The sequence below is a fragment of the Roseovarius sp. genome (genome assembly GCF_027019125.1).
In the GTDB taxonomy this organism is placed as follows: Bacteria; Pseudomonadota; Alphaproteobacteria; order Rhodobacterales; family Rhodobacteraceae; genus Roseovarius.
Genome location: NZ_JALUXE010000002.1, coordinates 1 through 20,534 on the forward strand (window position 1 = coordinate 1; position 20,534 = coordinate 20,534).

Consider the following 20,534-nt stretch of genomic DNA (forward strand, 5'->3'; position numbering starts at 1 on the left):
AACCGTCGAATAAGTCGGGTGCCCTGACCTCTGCCAACATCGCAAGGAGAACTATCATGACGAGCGGCATTCAAGCCGGGCGGCGGGAAAGCTGTGCTTATCCTCTTGACGAATGGTCATCGGAGTTTTCGAAGTGTCATTCAAACAGTTCCTTTATGAATTGCTGTTCTTCTTCGACGCCGATGCCGGTGTAGCCATCTGCGGCAATCTCTGCCTTGACGCGCGGGTCGCGGCGGAACCATGGTCCCTTGCCAGCCGCCTCGGGGTGGTTCTTTGCCCATTCTGCGGTCCAGCGGTTGGCAGCGGTCCATTCAGCATCGCCCACAGCGCGGATTTTTTGCACCAGGTAGATGTTGGTCGCCTTGAGGTCGGGGTCCTCGATCAAGAGGCCATCAACCTCGACCTGCCTGCCACAGAAGGGCAGCAGTTCAACTGCGGCCCCTGTGAACGCCGCCTGCGCGTTCTTGTTGGGATAGACCAGAACATTGTCAACGTCGCGCAGCAAACCCATCTGGCGCGCACCGCCACCGCAATCCGCGGGGCAATCGCCGGTGAGTTCGCACAGGATATCCACCACCTTGGCCTCGAACCGCGCGGGTTGCTCGGCGTAGAGGTTCCATGTTTTCGCCTCGGACCCTTGGGAAAAGTCCTGCGCGCCAGCAGGCAATGCCAGGGCGGTCAACGCGAGAGTCATCAGAACATTTTTCATTGTGCGCCCCCTCACTTGCCCGGCTTCGGAATGGCAAAGGGGGGGACGGGCCCGTAATCCTCGTGGTTGAGTTTCGTGATCCCGTGATCCGTGACCACGTCTTCTACCACCAGATAATTCAGCCCGTCGCGATGATAGAGCAGGCCATCCGCCGTAATCTCGTGGCTGGCAAGGCGCAGTTGCGTATCGCCCCCGGCAGAGCCATCGTCCCCCTTGATCTTGAGCACCATGTAGACCTGACCGTCTTCGCCCAGCAGGCCCACAGGGATACCCCCGGCCGAACACCAGAGCGCACAGGTATGATGCGCCGTGCCAGTTACCGCGTCGGGGCCACCCATCACGCCGGAGTAATAGCACCACGTATCAATGATCTCGCCCCGGACTTGAATGCGTTCGCCTTCGGCCGCCAAAGCGGCCATTGGCATAGGCAGCAACAGTGCTGCCGTTAACAGTCTCATACGCATGGTTCCACCTCCAAGGCTGTGCAGTTCTTGCTGTGGAATTAATCACTTAATGCTGGCCACAGCCAAATAAAGTTTCTGTCAGGTTCTGGTGAGAAGTTACCCAAGCGGGACATTCGGCACCGGCGGACACGTCAAACATTGCTCGTCGAGCGGCGGGTCTGCGCATGACGCATCTCGACAGGCCGACCCGGGCACCTTGGGATAGTACCATGTTCTCGCTCTGGGGATACCAGTTCCTGTGACACGCCCTTCAGACGTCGGACGCCGGCACGATAAGCCCGTGGAGGGGAGTTGGGGCGCTAAAGACACGAAATTCAGAGAATTTACATAGCACGCCATGAAATCGGCATGTTTCGGGGTTATCTGGACGTCTGAGGCAGCAAGAGGAGAGACGCGATGAACGTCAACCAGATGATCAACATGGTTATGCGGATGATTCTGCAGCGGGTGATGCGCAGCGGCATGGACGCGGTGAGCAAGCGCATGAGCGGCGGCGACGATGCGGCCGCGCGCAAGACCATGCAACGCGGACGGCAGGTGATGAAAATTGGCCGCAAGATGGGGCGCTTTTAAGCCTTGAAATGCTTGGAGAGCTTCAGGCCCTGACCCTGATAGTTCGACGCGATGCCTGCGCCGTAGAGTTGGTCGGGCACCTTGTCCATGTGCTCGTAGACCAAGCGTCCGACGATCTGGCCATGTTCCAGGACAAACGGGGCCTCGTGGCAGCGCACTTCCAGCACGCCGCGTGAGCCGGTGCCGCCCGCCGCCGCATGGCCAAACCCGGGATCGAAAAAGCCCGCGTAATGCACCCGGAATTCGCCGACCATGGCCACATAAGGAGCCATTTCTGCGGCGCATTCAGGGGGGATATGCACGGATTCGCGGCTGACGAGGATGTAGAACGCACCGGGATCAAGGATGATCTGGCCGTTGTCGGAATGCACCTCTTCCCAATAGGAAGCGGGATCGTAATGGCCGATGCGGTCTAGGTCGATCACGCCGGTATGGGGCTTGGCGCGGTAGCCGACCAGCGTTCCCGAGTCCGGGCGCAGATCGACGGAAAAGCCAAGCCCATCGTCGATCATCGCGTCCCCATCCACCAGCGGCGTTTGCGCGTGGAGCGCGCGCAGGGCATCGTCCGAAAGCACGGCCTGACCGGCGCGAAAGCGGATCTGGTTGAGCCGCATACCGGGGCGCACGAGCACGGAAAAGGAGCGCGGGCAAATCTCGGCATAGAGCGGGCCGGTGTATCCGGGGCTTACGCGGTCGAATTCCACGCCGCCATCGGTGATGAGGCGGGTCAGCAGGTCAAGCCGCCCGGTCGAGGATTTGGCATTGGCCACCGCCTGCACGCCCTTGGGCAGGGCGAGCGTTTCCATCAAGGGCACGACATAGACGCAGCCCTTTTCCAGAACGGCCCCAGCGCTCAGGTCGATGCGATGCATTTCGAATTCCGCGAGGCGGTCCGTGACCGTGCGCCCCGCGCCCGTGAGAAAGGAGGCGCGCACGCGGTAGGCAACCTTACCCAAACGCAGGTCTAGACTGGCGGGTTGGACCTGTTCAGGCAGGATGGCGGGTGCCGCGGAAAGCGTGCCCGCGTCGATCATCGCCCGAATTTGCTGGCTGGAAAGAACCCCGGTCATCTCTGCCCCCTCTCGTTGCGCCCCGCTATCTGGTCAGGGTGCCCGAGGGGCCGAGGCGGGCGGGATCGTCGGTAGTTATGGTCGGGCTAGCAGGACTTGAACCTGCGACCTTCCGTCCCCCAGACGGACGCGCTACCAGGCTGCGCTATAGCCCGACGATGGGGTGTTCATAGCGATTTTGACCGCCGGGGCAAGAGGGAAATCCCGAAATCGGGCAGGGATTTAGCGGTCTTTTGTGTGAGCGGCGACATGCGCGCGGAGATTGGCGACAAGCGGCGCAAGCCGCGCGGCGCACTCGTGCGATACCGGCCGGGGCAGGGTGCCGATGGCTGTGAGCAGACCCGGAGCCGCGTCGATCTGGTCCGATGGATCGGCGGGCAGGTCGAGCGCGGGCGGTGAGGCTGCCGCGCTGTCGTCAAGGCTTGGTTCTGCGGTGACCGGGTTTTCCTCTTCGGACGAGGAGAGTTCGGTCGTCTCTGCTGCGGGCACCGGTTCCACTACGGATTCGGGCTCTGGCGCAGGGGATGGTTCGGTCGAGAGTTGCTCGACTTCTGGATCGGTTGTCGGGTCTGTTGGGGCCGTTTCCGGTGTCGGGTCGGAAAGCGGGGCGGCAGCCTCCGTCGTTGCGTCGCCCTCTGACCACAGGTTGCCCTGAGGGTCTGTGTTGATCTCGTCGGCGGACGTGTCGGTTTCCGTGTCCTGAGGCTCGGCGGGGCGCGTGAAGGCCACGACTTCGGCCGGTTTTGCCGGGCTGGGGGCCACGTCGAGTGCGATGTCGCTAACTTCGCCTTGAGAAGAATCTTCCAACGGCGGTGACATGTTGGCGACCTGCTGGATACCATTCTCGCGCAGGTATTTCTGCGCGCCCTTGATGGTCATGCCCTGATCGTGCAGCAGCACCTTGATGCCCCCAAGAAGTGCCATGTCGGCGGGACGGTAATAGCGCCGTCCGCCTGCACGTTTGACGGGCTTGACCTGGGTGAATTTACTCTCCCAGAACCGCAGCACATGCGCTGGAACGTCCAGCCAATCCGCGACCTCGCTTATGGTTCGAAAGGCGTCGGCGGCTTTGCCCATGGGCGACGTTTTCCTCAGCTCTTGGTGCCGTCGGCGACGCGGTCTTTCATCAGGTGGGAGGGCCGGAAGGTCAGAACCCGGCGGGGGTTGATCGGCACTTCTTCGCCCGTCTTGGGGTTGCGGCCCACGCGCGCCGTCTTGTCACGCACCGAGAATGTGCCGAAGGACGAAATCTTGACCTGCTCGCCGCGCACGAGGGCGTCGGACATATGGCCCAGAACGCTCTCGACCAGCTGGGCCGCGTCGTTGCGAGATAAACCCACCTCGCGAAAGATGGCCTCGCTCAAATCCATTCGTGTCAATGTCTTGTCAGTCATCACATCCCCGCGATTTTTTTCACACACTTTGCGGCGAAGAATTTTCCGAGTCAATCTCAACCACTTAGCGGCAGCCGTTCACCTGCGAGTTTTCGCGCATTTTCTGGCGTTTTACCAGCGAAGGGCGACTGCACCCCAGGCGAGACCGCCGCCGATTGCCTCGGCGAGGAGCAGATCGCCACGCTTGATCTTGCCCGAGGCGACGCCCACCGACAGGGCAAGCGGGATGGAGGCGGCGGAGGTGTTACCGTGATCCTGCACCGTGACGATCACGCGATCCATCGACAGGCCCAGTTTCTTGGCCGTGCCCTGGATGATGCGGATATTGGCCTGATGCGGCACGATCCAGTCGACATCGGACCCGGCAAGCCCGATTTTCGCGAGTGCGGTCTCGGCGGTGGAGGCGAGTTTCTCGACCGCCTGCCGGAACAGGGCATTGCCCTGCATCCGCAATTTGCCCGCTTCGCCGCTGGTCGAGACCCCGCCATCGACATAGAGCATGTCGCGGTAGCGCCCGTCGGAATTGAGGTCGGCAGAGAGAATGCCGCGATCTTCGGAGGTGCCGGCGCCTTCTTCCAGACCGAGGACGAGCGCGCCTGCGCCATCGCCAAAGAGCACGCAGGTCGAACGGTCTGTCCAGTCCATGATGCGGCTGAAGGTTTCGGCACCGATCACCAGCACGCGCTGTGCCTGGCCCGAGAGAAGCAGCGCATTGGCGGTGGTGAGGGCATAGATGAAGCCCGCGCAGACGGCCTGTACGTCAAAGCCGAAGCCGCGCGTCATACCCAGTTCGCTTTGCACCATCGTCGCGACCGAGGGAAAGGTCAGGTCCGGGGTCGAGGTTGCCACGACGATGCCGTCGATGTCATCGGGTCCGAGGCCCGCGTTTTCCAGTGCGGCACGGGCGGCGCGCACGGCGAGGTCCGAAGTGGGTTGATCCTCGGCGGCGAAATGACGGCGTTCAATACCCGAGCGCGTGCGAATCCATTCATCTGACGTATCGAGCGTTTTCTCGAATTCCGCGTTGGGAACGATGCGGTCAGGCAGATAATGTCCGATGCCTTGGACGACGGCGCGCAGTGTCATTCAGATTCGGCCTCTGGTTGGGGCTCTGGAGGGGCATCCTGATCCAGCAGGGCGGCAGAGGCAACCCGTGCCGCCAGACGTTCGGAAAAGCCCGATTGCGCCAGCTCGAACGCCAGCTTGATCGCGGAGGATACGCCCATGTAATCGGCGGCCCCGTGGGATTTGACCACGGTGCCATTGAGCCCGAGGAACACCCCGCCATTGGCCCGGCGCGGGTCGATCCGCTTTTTCAGGCGCGCGAGCGAGGTATAGGCCAGAACCGAAGCCAGCCGCGACAGCAGCGAATAGGCAAAGGCCTCGCGCAGCAGGTCCGCGATGAGCTTGGCAATACCTTCGCCGGTCTTGAGCGCCACGTTGCCGGTGAATCCGTCGGTGACGATCACATCGCATTTGGTGCCGGGCAGGTCGCGGCCTTCGACAAAGCCCACGAAGTCGAAATCGGCAATGCGCGCATTGGCGGCAATGAGATCATAGGCCTCTTTCAACTCGGCGCGGCCCTTGTGCTCTTCGGTGCCGACGTTGAGGAGGCCGATGCGCGGGCGTTCGAGACCGAAGCCGTTGCGCGCATAAGAGGCCCCCATCAGGGCGTATTGCATGAGGTCCTTGGCGTCGGCGCGGATGTCGGCCCCGCCGTCGAGCATGATGTTGTGCTTTTGCGGGTTCTGCGAGGGCCACATCACCGCGATGGCGGGACGGTAGATGCCCGGCAGCTTGCGCAGGCGCAGCACCGACATGAGCATGAGCGCGCCCGTGTTCCCGCAAGAAACACAGACGGTTGCCTCGCCCAGACGGACCGATTCAAGCGCAGACCACATCGACGTGTCGCGCCCGTGGCGCACCACATGCGAGGGCTTGTCGGTCATGTTGACGACTTCGGGCGCGTGACGCACCTCGCACCGCTCGGCCAGGCCACGACGCTTTGCGATCAGGCGTTCGAGCTCGTCCTTGGGGCCGTGCACGATAAAGCCGATATCGGGGTTTATGGACGCAGAATGGGCAATGCCGGCAACAACCGTTGCCGGCCCCTGATCCCCGCCCATGGCGTCAACCGAGATGATGGTGCGTCCTGCACCCGCCTTGGAATGGTCCCTGCGAGCGGTCATGCAGCAAATCGCCTATTGCGGGTTCAGGCCGCGTCGTCTTCCAGGTCGACTTCTTCCACCAATGCCACGACCTCACGGTCGGCATAGTGTCCGCACGCCGGGCACACGTGGTGCGGGCGCTTCAGTTCGCCGCAGTTGGTGCACTCGTTCGGGTTGCCTGCAACCAGCGCGTCATGTGCGCGGCGATTGTTGCGGCGCGATTTCGATACTTTGTTCTGTTGGACGGCCATGTCGCAACCTCAATTCCTGTGGGCCGATATGGCCCTGTTTCACGGGTGTTCGCGGCTCTTAATATGTTACGAGCCGCCGGTTCAACCCCAAATTCCGGTGAGAGCGGGAAAATACAGAGATTTGATGCGGGGGCAAGCGATTCTTGGGGGTAAGTCGGTGATCAGTTCTCGTCCGGCTTGCCCAGCTTGTCGCGCAGAGTTGAAAGGGCGGCAAAGGGCTTGGTGTCCTCGTCCTGCATGGGTGTCACGCCCTCTTCGGCCACGGTCAATTGGCCAAGTTCGGCACCGTCGCTGCGTGGATAGGGGGGCAGGGCGAGGCTGAGCGCCTCGACCATCACGCGCCACAGGTCGATTTCCGTGCCCAGCGGTTCGAGCGTATCATCCTCGGGCATTTCAATTTCGGCACCGGGTTCGGGTGTTTCAAGCGCCGCATCGGGCGAAAAGCGCCGGATCACCGGTTCGTCAATGCGGGTCTGCACCGGATCAAGCGTGACGACACAGGCTTGGGTCACGGTGGCGCCGAGATCGGCGCGCAAGAGCCAGTCCGTGCGCCCCTCGGCGGTGAGGCTGCCGCGCAGGCGCAGCTTGCGCAGGCCAAGCAGCCCGAGATCCTCTGAAATGCGCGCCATCTCGGCCGCGTCGGGGGCAAGATCAAAGTTCACGGGGTGCCGCGCCGACAGGTCGGACACGCGGATCGCTCGGGTGTTTTGCGGGTGCTGTGACATCTTTCCCCTCGCTTCCTTTCTTGAACCATTGCATCACCTTGTTGTAAGCGGGATAAAAGCCGCGACCGGCCGATACAAGAGGGCAGAGATGACAGCGATCCGAAACCGAGTGATCAGCGCCTTGGCGCTTTGCTGTCTGATTGTCGTTACGGGCTGCTCTGCCACCTACCGCAATCACGGCTATGTTCCCCCCGAAGAGGATTTGCAAAACCTCGTCGTTGGGGTGGATACCCGCGCGACGGTGGATGATGTGATCGGGCCGCCGTCGTTGTCGGGCGTGTTGGCGGATGGTGATTATTACTATGTGCGCAGCCGGGTGCGGGAATATGGCATGTTCCGCCCGCAGGTGGTCGAGCGCCGGGTTCTGGCGATTTCCTTCAATGACGATGACACCATCGCCAATATCGAGGAATTCGGGCTGGAAGATGGTCAGGTGGTTCCGATCGCGCGGCGCGTGACCGAGACATCTGTGGTCAGCAACGGCTTTATTCGCCAGCTCCTGAGCAACATCGGCAATATCAATCCTGCCTCCGCCTTCGAGTGAGAGCGGTCATGCCGCTGTCACAGCTTGCGTGGTAGAGCGACCGGGACTAGGGTCGCTCAGCGCAGACGGGGTCGCGGCATGGCAGGGCTTGGCAATCAGCGATACACGGCAAGGATCGGCAGCACGCCCGAGGATCGCCGCGCCGCGCAACAGTTGCGGGCCAATGCCTTTCTCGGGGGCTCGCAAGAGCTGGATTGCGACAGCTTTGACGACATCTGCACCCATGTTCTGATCGAAGAGACAAGCAGCGGAACGCTGGTCTGCTGCTTTCGGATGTTGATGCTGAATGGTGGGGCCGAGATTGCGCAGAGCTATTCGGCGCAATTCTATGAATTGTCGGCGCTTGCGGGATTCGAAGGCAAAATGGCCGAAATGGGCCGGTTCTGCATCGCGCCGGGGCGGCTTGATCCGGATATCCTGCGGGTGGCCTGGGCGGCGATGACGCGGTTTGTCGATGAGAATGGAATCGAGATGCTGTTTGGCTGTTCGTCCTTCCACGGCACCGAGACCGAGACCTATCTCGATGCCTTTGCCATGCTGCGCGAGCGGCATCTGGCCCCGCGTCGCTGGTGGCCGCGGGTCAAGGCCCCGGCCGTATTCCGCTTTGCGCAGCGGCTGCGGCGGCACAAACCTGACCTGAAGCTCGCGATGCGGCATATGCCGCCACTTCTGCGCACCTACCTTTTGATGGGGGGATGGGTCAGCGATCATGCGGTGATCGACCGGCATCTCAACACGCTGCATGTGTTCACCGGCGTTGAAATCGGGGCCATTCCGCCCACGCGCAAGCGGTTGTTGCGCGCGCTTGCTGGCTGAGGTCCCTTGACGCTGACAGGGCGGCAGGATAGCCCGCGCGCATGGCACGCGCACCTCTTCTCCAGCTTACCGACATTTCGCTCACCTTTGGCGGGGAGCCTGTGTTTCACGACCTCTCGCTTGTGGTGCAGCCCGGCGACCGGGTGGCGCTTGTGGGGCGTAACGGATCGGGCAAATCCACGCTGATGAAGGTGATGGCCGGTCTGGTCGAGCCGGATCGGGGATTGCGGATCGTCACGCCCGGCGTGAACGTGGGCTATATGGAACAAGACCCGGACATGACCGGGTTTGCCACATTGGGCGACTATGCCGCGAGCGCGTTGGACCCGGGCGAACTCTACCGAGTCGAAATGGCGGGCGAGGGGCTGAAATTCGACCCCGCGCGCCCGGTCAGCACCGCCTCGGGCGGTGAGCGCCGACGGGCGGCTTTGGCCAAGCTCATGGCCGAGGCGCCGGACCTCATGCTTCTGGACGAGCCGACCAACCATCTGGATATCGAGGCGATTGCCTGGCTGGAAAACGAGCTGCGCGAGACGCGCAAAGGCTATGTTTTGATCAGCCACGACCGCGCATTCTTGCGTGAACTGACGCGCGCAACCCTCTGGATTGACAGGGGAATGACGCGGCGGCAGGAGAAGGGTTTTGAGCATTTCGAGGCCTGGCGCGACAAGGTTTGGGAAGAGGAAGATCAGCAGTGTCACAAGCTCGATCGCAAGATCAAGTCCGAGGCTCGGTGGGCCGTCGAAGGCATCAGCGCGCGGCGCAAGCGCAATCAGGGCCGGGTGCGCGCCTTGGCTGAATTGCGGGCCGAGCGCAGCAGCCAGATCCGGCGGCAGGGCACGGCGGCGATGGCGCTTGACTCTGGTCCGACCTCGGGGCGCAAGGTGATCGAGGCAGTCGATATTTCAAAGGCTTATGGCGACAAGCTCATCCTGCAAAAGTTCAGCATCAAGATCCTGCGCGGGGATCGCGTGGCCTTTGTCGGCCCCAATGGCGTGGGCAAGACGACGCTGCTTAAGATGCTGCTTCAGGAGATCGCGCCCGACAGTGGCACCGTAAGCCATGGCACCAATCTTGTCCCGGCGGTGTTCGATCAGGCGCGCGCGCAACTTGATCCCGAGATGACCCTGTGGGAAAGCCTGACGGGCGACGTCGACATGCGCGTATCCGGGCAGGCGGATCAGGTTCTGGTGCGGGGGCAGCCCCGGCATGTGGTGGCCTATCTCAAGGATTTCCTCTTTGACGAACGGCAGGCGCGCGCGCCGGTCAAATCCCTCTCGGGGGGCGAGAAGGCGCGGCTTTTGCTGGCGAAACTCATGGCGCGCGAGAGCAATCTCCTGGTGCTGGACGAACCGACCAACGATCTCGACATCGAGACTCTCGATCTGCTTCAGGAATTGCTCGACGATTTCGATGGCACCGTCCTTTTGGTCAGCCACGACCGCGACTTTCTGGATCGCGTGGCGACCACGACCATCGCGATGGAGGGGGATGGGCGGGCCACGACCTATGCCGGGGGCTGGTCGGATTACCGCGCGCAGCGGGGCGCGGATTCGGCGGTTGATGCCGGTAAAAAGATCAATAAAACAGAGGTTAAAACGCCGGAGTCGAAGCAATCGAAACCGGCTGCTGCGCGCCTCAGTTTTACCGAGAAGCACCGGCTCGAGGAGTTGCCCGCTCTGATGGAGCGGCTGACGGCCGAGATTGGGAAACTTGAGGACCTGCTCTCGGACCCCGCGCTCTTTACCCGCGAGCCGCTCAAGTTCAAGAAGGCGACCGAGGCGCTGACAACGCGGCAAAGCGCCTTGGCCGAGGCGGAAGAGGAATGGCTGGCCCTGGCTGAGCGTGCCGAGGGCTGATTATTGCATCCGTAGCGCGCCATCGAGGCGGATCACCTCGCCGTTGAGATACCCGCACGCGATGATGAAGGCCGCAAGCCGGGCATATTCGACCGGATCGCCGAGACGTTTGGGGAATGTCACCTCTGCGGCCAGACTATCCTGGACCTCTTGCGGCAGGCCGCGCAGCATCGGTGTGGCAAAGGTGCCGGGGGCGATCGCCATGACGCGAATCCCCTCGCGCGCGAGGTCGCGGGCCATGGGCAGCGACAGGCCGACGATTCCCCCCTTGGAGGCGGCATAGGCGGCCTGACCCTTCTGCCCGTCAAAGGCGGCGATGGAGGCGGTGTTGATGATCACCCCGCGTGCGCCATCCGCGTCGGGGGCGTTCTTTGCCATCTCCACCGCCGCAAGGCGTGCCACGTTGAACGAGCCCACGAGGTTGATGTCGAGCGTGCGTCGAAACAGGTCGAGCGGGTGGGGGCCATCACGGCCCAGCACCTTGGCGCCGGTGGCGATGCCAGCACAGTTTACCACCGCCGTGATCCGGCCCATGGCGGATGTGGCGGCTGCGATCGCGGCTGCAACGGAGGCCTCATCCGTGACATCGGTGGCCACGAAATGCGCGCCGATTTCGGCGGCGATGGCCGTCCCGCGCTCTGCATCGCGGTCGAACAGTGTCACCTCTGCGCCAAGGCTGCGAAAATGGCGGGCGGTCGCCTCGCCGAGCCCTGACGCGCCGCCCGTGATGATCGCGGCTGTATCCTCTATGCGCATGGTGCCCTCGCCTATTTAAATGAACATACGTTCAAATACTCTCTGCGCTCCGACCTGTCAAAGACTGTCTGGATTTCTTCTTGGTATAAATACTCATATTCGGGCTTAGCCCTTGCGTTGTCGCCAGCGGGTGATCACCCCGAGCGTCAACACGGTGAGCACGATGCGGTAGATATGGTGGATCGTCACGAAGGCCGGGTTGGCATGAAGGCTCAGGGCGACGAGGGCCATTTCGGTGACGCCGCCGGGGGCGAGGGTGATCAGCAGCACGTCCACCGCCTCGCCGGTCATCTCATGCAGGGTCACGGCCAGCCCCACGCCGAGACCGAGCATCGCCCCCACCGCCGCCATGGCGAGCGCTGTCCCGCGCAGCAAGAGGCGACGGCTGAGCCCGGTAAACCGCATCCCGAGCGCCGTGCCGAGCACGATTTGCGCCATGTTTACAAGCCATTGCGGTATGTCGAAGCTGAGCCATCCGGTGAGCGACAGCGCCGCCGCAAGGGCCATTGGCCCGGTCATCTGCCCGGCTGGCAAGCGCAGCACACGGCCCAGAGTGAGGCCCCCCAGCCCCGCCAGCACGATCAGCGGCAGGTCGGACCAGGGCACATCGGGGCGCGCCATGGTCATGCCCGCTGAGCTGCCCACGGGCGCGCCCAGCCAAAGCGAGAGACCAAGGGGCAGGGCGGTCACCACGACGATGATGCGCAGGAATTGCTGCATCATCAGGCGGGTCACATCGGCGCCGGCGGCCTCGCCCAGTTCGATGCTTTCATAGAGCCCGCCGGGGGTGCTGGCGTAGAAGGCGGTTGTCGGATCATAGCCACCAAGATGGCGAAAGATGGCATAGCCCATGGCATGTGCCAGTCCGACAAAAAGCGTGACCGCGCCGAAGGTTAGCGCGTAGTGATGCGCCTCGGTGAAGAGGGCTGGTGTCACTTGCGCGCCGATCATGAGGCCGATGATGGCGATGAACATGAGGCGCAGTTTCTGCGGAAAGCGGTAGCCTGCGGGCAGGCGTTCGGGCCGGGCGGTGGCGATGACGGCCGAGATGGCCAGCGGACCGAGCATTAAGGGCAAGGGCAGGCCGATGGCCTGACCCGCAAAGCCGGAGAGGGCAGAGATTATCAGCAGCAGGAGGGTGGTCGCGTGGATCGGCATGGTGCCTGTTCAAGCACCGGGCGCGGGCAGGGGCAAGGGGCGCTCAGATGAATGTGACGAATTTGTCGAAGGGCATTTCGCGCAGGCGTCGGCCTGTGGCGGCAAAGATCGCATTGGCCAGCGCGGGGGCGGCGGGGGGCACAGGCGGCTCGCCGATGCCCTTGATCCGCGTTCCGTTCTGTAGCCCGCGCACGGTGATTTCTGGGCATTCATAGAGGCGAAGCGATTGAAATGTATCGAAATTTGTCTGTTCCGCCGCACCGTCCGCATAGGTGATCTGGGCGTGCATCGCATGGCCCAGACCAAAGAGCACACCGCCTTTGACCAGCCCGTCAAAGTTGACGGGATCCAGGATGCGGCCCACATCGGCGGCGACATAGACGTGGTCAAGGCGCAGGCCGCCTTCGGTGTTCGTGACCTCGACCACCTGCGCGCAGGGCACGCCGAACGACAGGCAGAAGGCCACGCCGCGCCCCTGGTTCGGGGCGAGGGGGCTGCCCCAGTTGGACATCTCGCCCACGGCCTCCAGCACCTTTCGCGAGGGGGTGTGATTGCACAGGCGCAGGCGTTCGGCCAGCGGATCGGCCCCGGCGGCGTGGATCAGTTCGTCAAGCAGGCTGTCGTGAAAGAACCCGTTGGACGACGCCCCGACCGAACGCCAGGAGGAGATCGGCGCAAGCTCTGGCGCGCGGTAGCCCGTCACGCGATAGTGAGGAATATCAAAGGGTTGATCCCATGCTCCGGCCACGATTTGCAGGTCGGGTCCCAGCGCGGGGATGGCTTGGCGGCCCATCTGTGACGAAAGAACCGACGGCATGGCGATGCCCAGATCATAGGCCGCGACCTGACCATTGGCGACCCGGCCCCGCCCGCGCGCCAGTGCGATCTGGCGGGGAAAGTCGTGGGTCATGTCCTCTTCGCGCGAATAGGTCAGTTTCACCGGCCGCCCCGGCAATTCCATCGCGATGCGGGTGGCGTGGCGCGTGACCTCATCTTCGAGCCGGTGGCCAAAGCTGCCGCCGATCATCAGGGCGTGGATCTGGACGGCGTCGGGTGTAAGGTTTGTAAGCTTTGCCACGTTGTTTTGTACAAAGCGCGGCACCTGGGTGCCGGTCCAGATATCCACGCGCTCGGGCGTGTAGAGGACAGTGGCGTTGAGCGGTTCGAGCGGCGCGTGGGCGACGTAGGGCGCACGGTATTCGACCGTCAGATCGGTGCCATCGGAAAGAGCCGTGTCGATGTCGCCCTCATCGCGGAACCGGCTGTCCTGCCGCTCGGGGGTGAAGCTGTCGGAGAGGGTTTGCCAATGGGTGTCCATCTCGGGCGGAATGCGGGCGGGGCCCCATTCGACGGGAATGGCCGCGACCGCCTGCATCGCGCGCCATGTGTTATCGGCGATCACGGCGACGCCGTCGGGCAGGGCCACCACCTTGATCACGCCGCGCATGGCGAGAGCGGGGGCCGGATCATGGCTGAGGCGCGCGCCGCCGATGGCGGGGTTGAGGCGGAGGGCGGCATGGGCCATGTCGGGGCGCGTCACGTCGATGCCGTAGTCCTGCGTGCCGGTGGATTTTGCGACGATGTCGATCCGCTGCATCGGTTTGCCAAGGAGGCGCCAGTCGGAGGGCGCGCGCAGGGTCACATCGGTGACGGGATCGGTCGTCGCTGCCTCGGCGGCGAGGCTCTGGTAGCTGAGGCGTGTGCCGTCGGGCAGGATCACCGCGCCGCGTTCGGTTCTCAAATCGGTGACGGAGAGGGTATGCAGCCGGGCGGCGGTGGCCTTGAGCGTTTCGCGGGCCACGGCCCCGGCATGGCGGAGTTTGTCGAATCCATCGGGGACGGTGGTGGAGCCGCCGGTGATCTGCATGCCCAGGAATTTCATCGGGGCATCCGCGAGGCTGCGCGTGGTGTCGGCCAGCCAGCTTTCGTCGGTGGCGCGGAAGGGCACGGCGTCGCCAGAGAGTGCGGTGTTGTAATAGGCGGGGCTGGGGGGGCCGGGATCGGTCTTGATCTGGTCGAGATCGACGTCCAGCTCTTCGGCAAGGAGGGCCGCCTGAACGGAAATCGCCCCCTGGCCCTTGTCGGCGCGCGGGGTGATGAGGGTGATCGCGTCAGATGTGATCAGCACATAGGGCGTTAGGGCCGCGGCCCCATCCGGCAGGTCGGAAAGGAGCGGGTTGGCATAGGGCGTCTTGTAGCGCCAGACGCCGAAGGCCACGCCACCGGCGATGGCAACCGAGCCAATGAGAAACGTGCGGCGGGCGATGGTTTTGACGCGGCCCATGGATCACGCACCCCGGAGGTTGCGGGCGGCGGTTTTCACGGCCTCGCGGATCCGCGGATAGGTGCCGCAGCGGCAGAGATTGCCGGACATGGCGTCGTCAATCTCGGTGTCGGTGGGGTCTGGGATCTCGGACAGGAGGCTTGCGGCCTGCATGATCTGGCCGGACTGACAATAGCCGCATTGCGCCACCTGATGTGAAATCCAGGCGGATTGCACCGGATGCGGAGCCTCGGGCGTGCCCAGCCCCTCGATGGTGGTGACAGGCCCCCAGACATCGCCCACCGCCACCTGACAGGAGCGGGTGGCAACCCCGTCGATATGCACCGTGCAGGCGCCGCATTGGGCGATGCCGCAGCCATATTTCACCCCGGTGAGGCCAAGGATGTCGCGCAGCGCCCAGAGGAGCGGCATGTCGGGTTCGAGGCCCTCCAAGGAATGATCGGTGCCGTTGACGGTGAGTTGCATGGCGCGCCCCTTTTGCAGCCCTTTGAGGAACAATAAACTGAACGGTTCACTTGTCCAGATGGCATGGCAATTGCTGTTTCACTCAGGCGCAAAGACCGTATAGTGAGGGCAAATGATCCAAGAGGCCGGAAAACGGATGCAGGTTGTCATTCACGCAGGCGCCCATCACACCGACGAGGACAGGCTGATCAACTGCCTTTCCAACAATCGCGAGATGCTGGCGCGCCACGGAACCAATGTTCCCGATCCGCAGCGCTATCGCCGTCTGGTGCGCGATGTCTTGCATCACGCGCAGGATGCGGAGCTGGCGCCTGATGCGCGCGATGTTCTGGTGGATGCGATCAGCAACGACGGCGCGGTGGACCGGCTTGTCCTGTCCAATCCGGGGTTTTTCGGCACGCCCAAGATGGCGGTGGGCGGTGGCGTGTTCTATGGCGCGGCCGAGCATCGGCTGAACCTGTTTCGGCAATTGTTTCCGGATGATCATCTGGAGCTGTTCATCGGGGTGGTCAATCCGGCGACGTTCCTGCCGCCGCTGCTGAAGAATACGGAGTTTGATACGGTCGAGGCGCTCTTGCGGGGGTACGCGGCCACGGATCTGCGCTGGTCCGAACTGATCACGCGGGTGCGCAGGCATCATCCGGATATTCCGATCACCGTCTGGTGCAACGAGGATACGCCGCTGATCTGGAGCCAAGTGGTGCGGGAACTGGCGGGCATTGATCCGACCGTGCGCTTTGATGGCGAGTTCAGCCTGATCGAAGAGATCATGACCCCGGCGGGGCGTGAGCGGTTTCGCGGGTATCTGGCGTCGCATCCCGGCCTCACCGAGGTGCAGAAGCGGCGGGTGGTGGCGGCGTTCCTGGACAAGTTCGCCGATGAGGCGGCCATCGAGGAAGAGTTGGACGCGCCCGGATGGACCGATGCCTTTGTGGCCACGCTGAGCGAACTCTATGATGAGGACATGTATACGATCCAACGGATGCAGGGCGTGCAGGTGATCGCGCCCTGAGCGCGCGATTTCCGCTTGCAGAGGCGGAAGTGCTTGGATAATCAGGCGCGCAAGCCCCTATAGCTCAGCTGGTAGAGCAACTGATTTGTAATCAGTAGGTCCGCGGTTCGAGTCCGTGTGGGGGCACCATTTCCCTGAATGCGAAGAATACGGCGGCGGGTATGGCCCGGGCCTCTGTGCGGCTGACCTCGTGGGGTTATCCACAGGTATTCGGAGATTCGCGGGTATCTTTGGAGAGTGATGTTTCCAAGCGGGAAACAGATGGCTTTGGGGTGGCGCATTGTTGCCGAAATTCTCTGTCCGCCTTATTTCGGACACAGGAAACTCTCGGGGAGGGGCGCGGGGTGGCTTTGTTCCCGGGTCTTGAACAAATGCACGCTATGCGTGTTTTCCATTTTGTTATTTGCAGGTTTTTTTCACTTTTGCGTGAATTTCAGGATTTCTCCCGAATTTGCCGGAAACATTCATGCCCGAATGGCGGTCTGATTTGTGGCAAGAACATGGCGTGAATTAATCCAAGCTGCGCATTTTCAACACGTTTGTGCCAGATTCCACTTGGGGCAGACTATGCAAAAGGATAATGTCTGAACAGCCCATCTGGGGGGTCATGTCTGTAGGTCGCGGGGGCGGCCGCACAAAACCGACGCGATGTGTCTGGGAACGCTGCCGCAATTCCTGATGCTGCCAAACGCGAACACTGGAAGTTTTGGGCCTTTCGCCCCTCTGTGTAATGCCGTTCCGGCATTGCTTCCCATGGTTCTGTGCCGGTCGCTCTTGTCTCGCATCGTCGAGACCGACGCAGGCATATTTGAACTGGGTCGCAAGCATGTGTCGTTGAGGCACGGGAGATGGAACATGGCAATTAACAGAGTTGACGGTGACAATACCGGAAATCGCATTGACATAGCCTATGCGGGCGATCCTGAAGGGGATCGGATTGACGCGAACGACGCGCCTGACGGGTCCAACAATGATGTCGTAGATGGGTTCGGCGGGGATGACACGATCCTGGCCGGGGAAGGCAACGATACGGTTTTTGCCGGGTCTGGCAGCGATTCCGTTGAAGGGGGCGCGGGCGACGACCTGTTGGTGGGCGATACGCCCGATCCGACCGCTGGCGGGCGGGAAGTGTTCCAGTGGAGCGAGGCGCCCGATCCCAATGATGCCGATCCGATCGATTCTGGCGATCCGATCACGGGTTTTGTGCAGAATACCGGCTCGGTCGATGTGACATTCTCGGTGCTGAGCAGCACTGTGACCGATGATACCACCTTTGCGGACAATACGCAGAATGTGACGGGCCTGACCACCGATGGCACCCCGGCTGACGCCAACAGTTCGCTTTCGGCGGATCTGTCCGCACCGGGCAAGACGGATATCAAGCTCGAATTCTCGTCGGAAGTCGAGAATGTATCGTTCAATATCAACGATCTGGACGGCACGGAGCATGTGCAGATCTTTGCCTTTGACGCGGCGGACAACCTGATTCCCGTGACCCTGACCGCTGGCGCTGCCGTCACGGTTCTGAGCGCGGAAGAGGCGATGGGCGCGGGCACGGGCACCGATGACGACGCGGCGCACAGTCTCACGGTCACGATTGCGGGCCCGGTCTCGCAACTGGTGATCCGTTACTCGGATGTCGCTGGCACCTCGGATGGGATCAACGTCACGGATGTGTATTTCGGCCTTCCGGGTGGCGTGGTGGATAGCGGCCTGCCGGGCGATGATACGCTGGTGGGCGACGAGGGCGACGACACGCTCCTAGGCGAGGCGGGCAATGATGTGCTGACCGGTGGGGCCGGTGCGGACAGCATTTCCGGCGGGGCAGACCAGGATCTGATCATCGGGGGCAATGCCGGCGATGTGGTCGATGGTGGCAGCACGGGCGTCGATAATGACACGCTCGACCTGCGCGGCTCTGGCCCGCTGCGGGTGGTGGATGAGACCGTCGACGCGGATGGCAATTCCACATCCGGGCGGATCGAGTTTCTGGGCAGCGACGGGGCTGTGACCGGCGACATGACCTTTGCCGAGATCGAAAACCTGCTCTTGCCGGAGAATACCGCGCCGGATGCCGTCAATGACGATGGCGTGACGACGAATTTCGAAACAGAGGTTATCATTCCGGTTCTGGCAAATGATACCGATCCGGATTTCGATCCGTTGACGGTGACGGGGGCCACGGATGGGGCCAATGGCACCACCACGGTCAATGGCGACGGCACCGTGACCTATACGCCGAACGCCGGGTTCAGCGGCACGGATACGTTCGACTATTCGATTTCGGACGGCAATGGTGGCACCGATACCGCGACTGTGACGGTCACGGTGGGCGTGGCCCCGCCGCCGACCCGTGACGGGATTGTCCTGGGCACTGCTGGAAACGATCTGATCGACCTGGCTTATGCGGGCGATCCGGATGGCGATTTCGTGGATGCCAATGACGCGCTCTTGCCGGGGGCTGCGCCGAATGACGACAGCATTCGTGCCGGTGCGGGCGATGACGTAGTCTTTGCCGGGGTCGGGGACGATCAGGTTGAGGCCGGCGACGGGGCGGACCTCGTGTTTGGCGAGGATGGCTCTGACACGATCTTTGGTGGCGCGGGGAATGACACGATTGACGCGGGCACCTCGCCCTCGAGCGTGCCTTTGCCCGATCTCGGATTTGGCACCACGGTGCCGGCCGACCTTGATCCCGAGAACGACCGTGATCTGGTCTTTGGCGGAGACGGCGACGATGTGATCATGACCGGCGACGATGCGGATACGATCTCTGGCGGGACCGGGGCGGATCTCATCGACGGTGGCATTGATGCCGATGTCATCGACGGGGATGAGGGCAATGACACGCTGATTGGCGGCGAAGGCTCTGACACCATCAACGGCGGGGACGGAGACGACTCGATCTTTGGCGGTCTGGAACCGGGCTTTCCCGACTCGCTCAATATTCCCGATGCGATTGATCCTGAACCGAACAATGGGCGGGACTTTATCGACGGCGGCAACGGCAATGACACGATCTTTGGTCAGGACGACAACGACACCATTCTGGGCGGTGCCGGCGACGACGTGATCGACGGCGGCATCGACAATGACCTGATTGACGGTGGCACCGGCAATGACATCCTGACCGGGGGCGATGGCAACGACACCGTTCTTGGTGGCGCGGGCAACGACACGATCAGCGGCGGGCAGGGTGATGACAGCCTGGTCGGTGGCGATGATCGCGATGTGTTCCTGAACGTCGGTGCCGGGGACTTTATTGATGGTGGCACCGGCGACAGCACGGCGGACGGGATCGACGACGACTTTGACACGCTGGACCTGCGCGGTCTGGGACGGTTCGAGATTGTCGGCCAGACGACGGATCCGGATGGCGATTCCACCTCGGGCACGGTCAATTTCATGGACCGCGATGGCACCGTCACCGGGTCGCTGGTCTTTGGCGAGATCGAGAACCTCATTCCTTGCTTTACCCCCGGCACGGCGATTGCCACGCCGCGTGGCGAAAAGCTGGTGGAAGAGTTGAAGGTTGGGGACAAGGTGATCACCCGCGACAACGGTTTGCAGGAAATCCGCTGGATCGGTCAGCGGGCGCTGAGCGGCGAAGAGCTTGCCCGGTCGCCGAATCTGCGCCCGGTCTTGATCCGCGCCGGATCGCTCGGGCATGGATTGCCGGAGCGTGACATGCTGCTCAGCCCGCAGCATCGCATCCTGCTCAATTCGGATCGGGCCGCGCTCTATTTCGAAGAGCGCGAGGTGTTGGCCGCGGCCAAGCATCTGGTCGGGATCGAGGGCGTGAGCCAGGTAGAGACCCGCGCGGCCACCTATATCCACTTCATGTGCGATCAGCACGAGGTGGTTCTGTCCAACGGCACCTGGACCGAGAGCTTCCAGCCCGGTGCGCAGGTCATGGACGGGATGGGTGCCGCGCAGCGGGATGAGATCTATGACCTCTTCCCGGAACTGCGCGCCATTGAGGGGCTTGAGGCCTATCAGGCGGCGCGGCGCTCGCTCAAGCGGCATGAGGCGCAATTGCTGGTGCGCTGAACGGCGCGTCAGATTGTTATCAAAACGTGGACAATCCCGGTGTAATGCCGGGGTTGTTTCGTTTTTGGCGCATTTCGTCTGGTCGGATTCACCCGAGATGGGGCGTTGATGCCGCCTCGGCGAGGTCCGGGATCAAGCGCGGGAGGGCTGTGGTTTCGATGGGGCGCGACAGGTCCAAGGCGGTCAGAAACCGGGCGTTTGCGCGGGCGGAGTCACGCCTTGGCGGACGCGGCACA

General features: G+C 62.8%; 19 protein-coding genes and 2 tRNA genes. 7 read left to right on the plus strand and 14 right to left on the minus strand.

Features of this window, described 5'->3' with window-relative positions:
• Positions 1–136 precede the first annotated feature (136 nt).
• Positions 137–709 (minus strand): hypothetical protein, encoded by a 573-nt coding sequence (locus MVC20_RS00165; protein WP_297537291.1) that lies wholly within the window; start codon positions 707–709, stop codon positions 137–139.
• 11 nt (positions 710–720) lie between these two features.
• The gene (locus MVC20_RS00170; protein ID WP_297537293.1) at positions 721–1,167 is read right to left on the minus strand and encodes a hypothetical protein; all 447 of its coding nucleotides are present in this window, start codon (positions 1,165–1,167) and stop codon (positions 721–723) included.
• 402 nt (positions 1,168–1,569) lie between these two features.
• Between MVC20_RS00170 and MVC20_RS00175 the strand changes: the two genes are divergently transcribed.
• Positions 1,570–1,746, plus strand: a complete 177-nt coding sequence (locus MVC20_RS00175) for a hypothetical protein (protein ID WP_297537295.1) — start codon at positions 1,570–1,572, stop codon at positions 1,744–1,746.
• On the opposite strand, the gene MVC20_RS00180 is transcribed toward MVC20_RS00175, so the two are convergent.
• The 8 genes from MVC20_RS00180 to MVC20_RS00215 form a co-directional block, all read right to left on the minus strand.
• Entirely contained in the window at positions 1,743–2,816 is a 1,074-nt protein-coding gene (locus MVC20_RS00180) for a 2'-deoxycytidine 5'-triphosphate deaminase (RefSeq protein WP_297537297.1), read from the minus strand. The genes MVC20_RS00175 and MVC20_RS00180 overlap by 4 nt on opposite strands.
• Before the next feature lie 78 nt (positions 2,817–2,894).
• Positions 2,895–2,971: transfer RNA gene (locus tag MVC20_RS00185), tRNA-Pro, on the minus strand.
• A 67-nt stretch (positions 2,972–3,038) separates the two neighbouring features.
• A complete protein-coding gene (locus tag MVC20_RS00190; RefSeq protein ID WP_297537298.1) occupies positions 3,039–3,893 on the minus strand; it encodes a MerR family transcriptional regulator in 855 nt (284 codons plus the stop codon).
• Positions 3,894–3,907: 14 nt separating this feature from the next.
• Positions 3,908–4,210, minus strand: a complete 303-nt coding sequence (gene ihfA / locus MVC20_RS00195) for an integration host factor subunit alpha (RefSeq protein WP_008281053.1) — start codon at positions 4,208–4,210, stop codon at positions 3,908–3,910.
• Positions 4,211–4,321: 111 nt separating this feature from the next.
• Positions 4,322–5,296, minus strand: coding sequence for a beta-ketoacyl-ACP synthase III (locus tag MVC20_RS00200; protein ID WP_297537301.1), 975 nt, complete (start codon positions 5,294–5,296; stop codon positions 4,322–4,324).
• The gene (gene plsX / locus MVC20_RS00205) at positions 5,293–6,399 is read right to left on the minus strand and encodes a phosphate acyltransferase PlsX (protein ID WP_297537303.1); all 1,107 of its coding nucleotides are present in this window, start codon (positions 6,397–6,399) and stop codon (positions 5,293–5,295) included. The genes MVC20_RS00200 and plsX overlap by 4 nt, the downstream gene beginning before the upstream one ends.
• Before the next feature lie 23 nt (positions 6,400–6,422).
• Positions 6,423–6,629 (minus strand): 50S ribosomal protein L32, encoded by a 207-nt coding sequence (rpmF, locus tag MVC20_RS00210; RefSeq protein ID WP_297537305.1) that lies wholly within the window; start codon positions 6,627–6,629, stop codon positions 6,423–6,425.
• Between the two features lie 161 nt (positions 6,630–6,790).
• A complete protein-coding gene (locus tag MVC20_RS00215; protein WP_297537307.1) occupies positions 6,791–7,354 on the minus strand; it encodes a DUF177 domain-containing protein in 564 nt (187 codons plus the stop codon).
• Positions 7,355–7,442: 88 nt separating this feature from the next.
• Between MVC20_RS00215 and bamE the strand changes: the two genes are divergently transcribed.
• The 3 genes from bamE (at position 7,443) to MVC20_RS00230 (ending at position 10,573) form a co-directional block, all read left to right on the plus strand.
• Positions 7,443–7,898 (plus strand): outer membrane protein assembly factor BamE, encoded by a 456-nt coding sequence (bamE, locus tag MVC20_RS00220; protein WP_297537309.1) that lies wholly within the window; start codon positions 7,443–7,445, stop codon positions 7,896–7,898.
• Between the two features lie 78 nt (positions 7,899–7,976).
• Positions 7,977–8,714: a GNAT family N-acetyltransferase gene (locus MVC20_RS00225; RefSeq protein WP_297537311.1), complete on the plus strand. Its 738-nt coding sequence runs from the start codon at positions 7,977–7,979 to the stop codon at positions 8,712–8,714.
• Between the two features lie 41 nt (positions 8,715–8,755).
• The gene (locus tag MVC20_RS00230) at positions 8,756–10,573 is read left to right on the plus strand and encodes an ATP-binding cassette domain-containing protein (protein ID WP_297537313.1); all 1,818 of its coding nucleotides are present in this window, start codon (positions 8,756–8,758) and stop codon (positions 10,571–10,573) included.
• Here MVC20_RS00230 and MVC20_RS00235 read toward each other — a convergent pair whose 3' ends face one another.
• The 4 genes from MVC20_RS00235 to MVC20_RS00250 form a co-directional block, all read right to left on the minus strand.
• The gene (locus MVC20_RS00235) at positions 10,574–11,329 is read right to left on the minus strand and encodes an SDR family NAD(P)-dependent oxidoreductase (protein ID WP_297537315.1); all 756 of its coding nucleotides are present in this window, start codon (positions 11,327–11,329) and stop codon (positions 10,574–10,576) included.
• A gap of 105 nt (positions 11,330–11,434) precedes the next feature.
• A complete protein-coding gene (locus tag MVC20_RS00240; RefSeq protein WP_297537317.1) occupies positions 11,435–12,487 on the minus strand; it encodes an AbrB family transcriptional regulator in 1,053 nt (350 codons plus the stop codon).
• Positions 12,488–12,530: 43 nt separating this feature from the next.
• On the minus strand, positions 12,531–14,771 hold the full coding sequence (locus tag MVC20_RS00245) for a molybdopterin cofactor-binding domain-containing protein (protein WP_297537318.1): 2,241 nt from the start codon (positions 14,769–14,771) through the stop codon (positions 12,531–12,533).
• A 3-nt stretch (positions 14,772–14,774) separates the two neighbouring features.
• Entirely contained in the window at positions 14,775–15,236 is a 462-nt protein-coding gene (locus MVC20_RS00250; protein WP_297537320.1) for a (2Fe-2S)-binding protein, read from the minus strand.
• Between the two features lie 112 nt (positions 15,237–15,348).
• Between MVC20_RS00250 and MVC20_RS00255 the strand changes: the two genes are divergently transcribed.
• The 3 genes from MVC20_RS00255 (at position 15,349) to MVC20_RS00265 (ending at position 20,298) form a co-directional block, all read left to right on the plus strand.
• Positions 15,349–16,248 (plus strand): hypothetical protein, encoded by a 900-nt coding sequence (locus MVC20_RS00255; protein ID WP_297537322.1) that lies wholly within the window; start codon positions 15,349–15,351, stop codon positions 16,246–16,248.
• Positions 16,249–16,301: 53 nt separating this feature from the next.
• Positions 16,302–16,377 (plus strand) — tRNA-Thr (locus MVC20_RS00260).
• 726 nt (positions 16,378–17,103) lie between these two features.
• Positions 17,104–20,298 carry a Hint domain-containing protein gene (locus MVC20_RS00265; RefSeq protein ID WP_297537324.1) on the plus strand — a complete coding sequence of 1,065 codons (3,195 nt, stop codon included), beginning with the start codon at positions 17,104–17,106 and terminating at the stop codon, positions 20,296–20,298.
• The last annotated feature ends 236 nt before the right edge of the window (positions 20,299–20,534 follow it).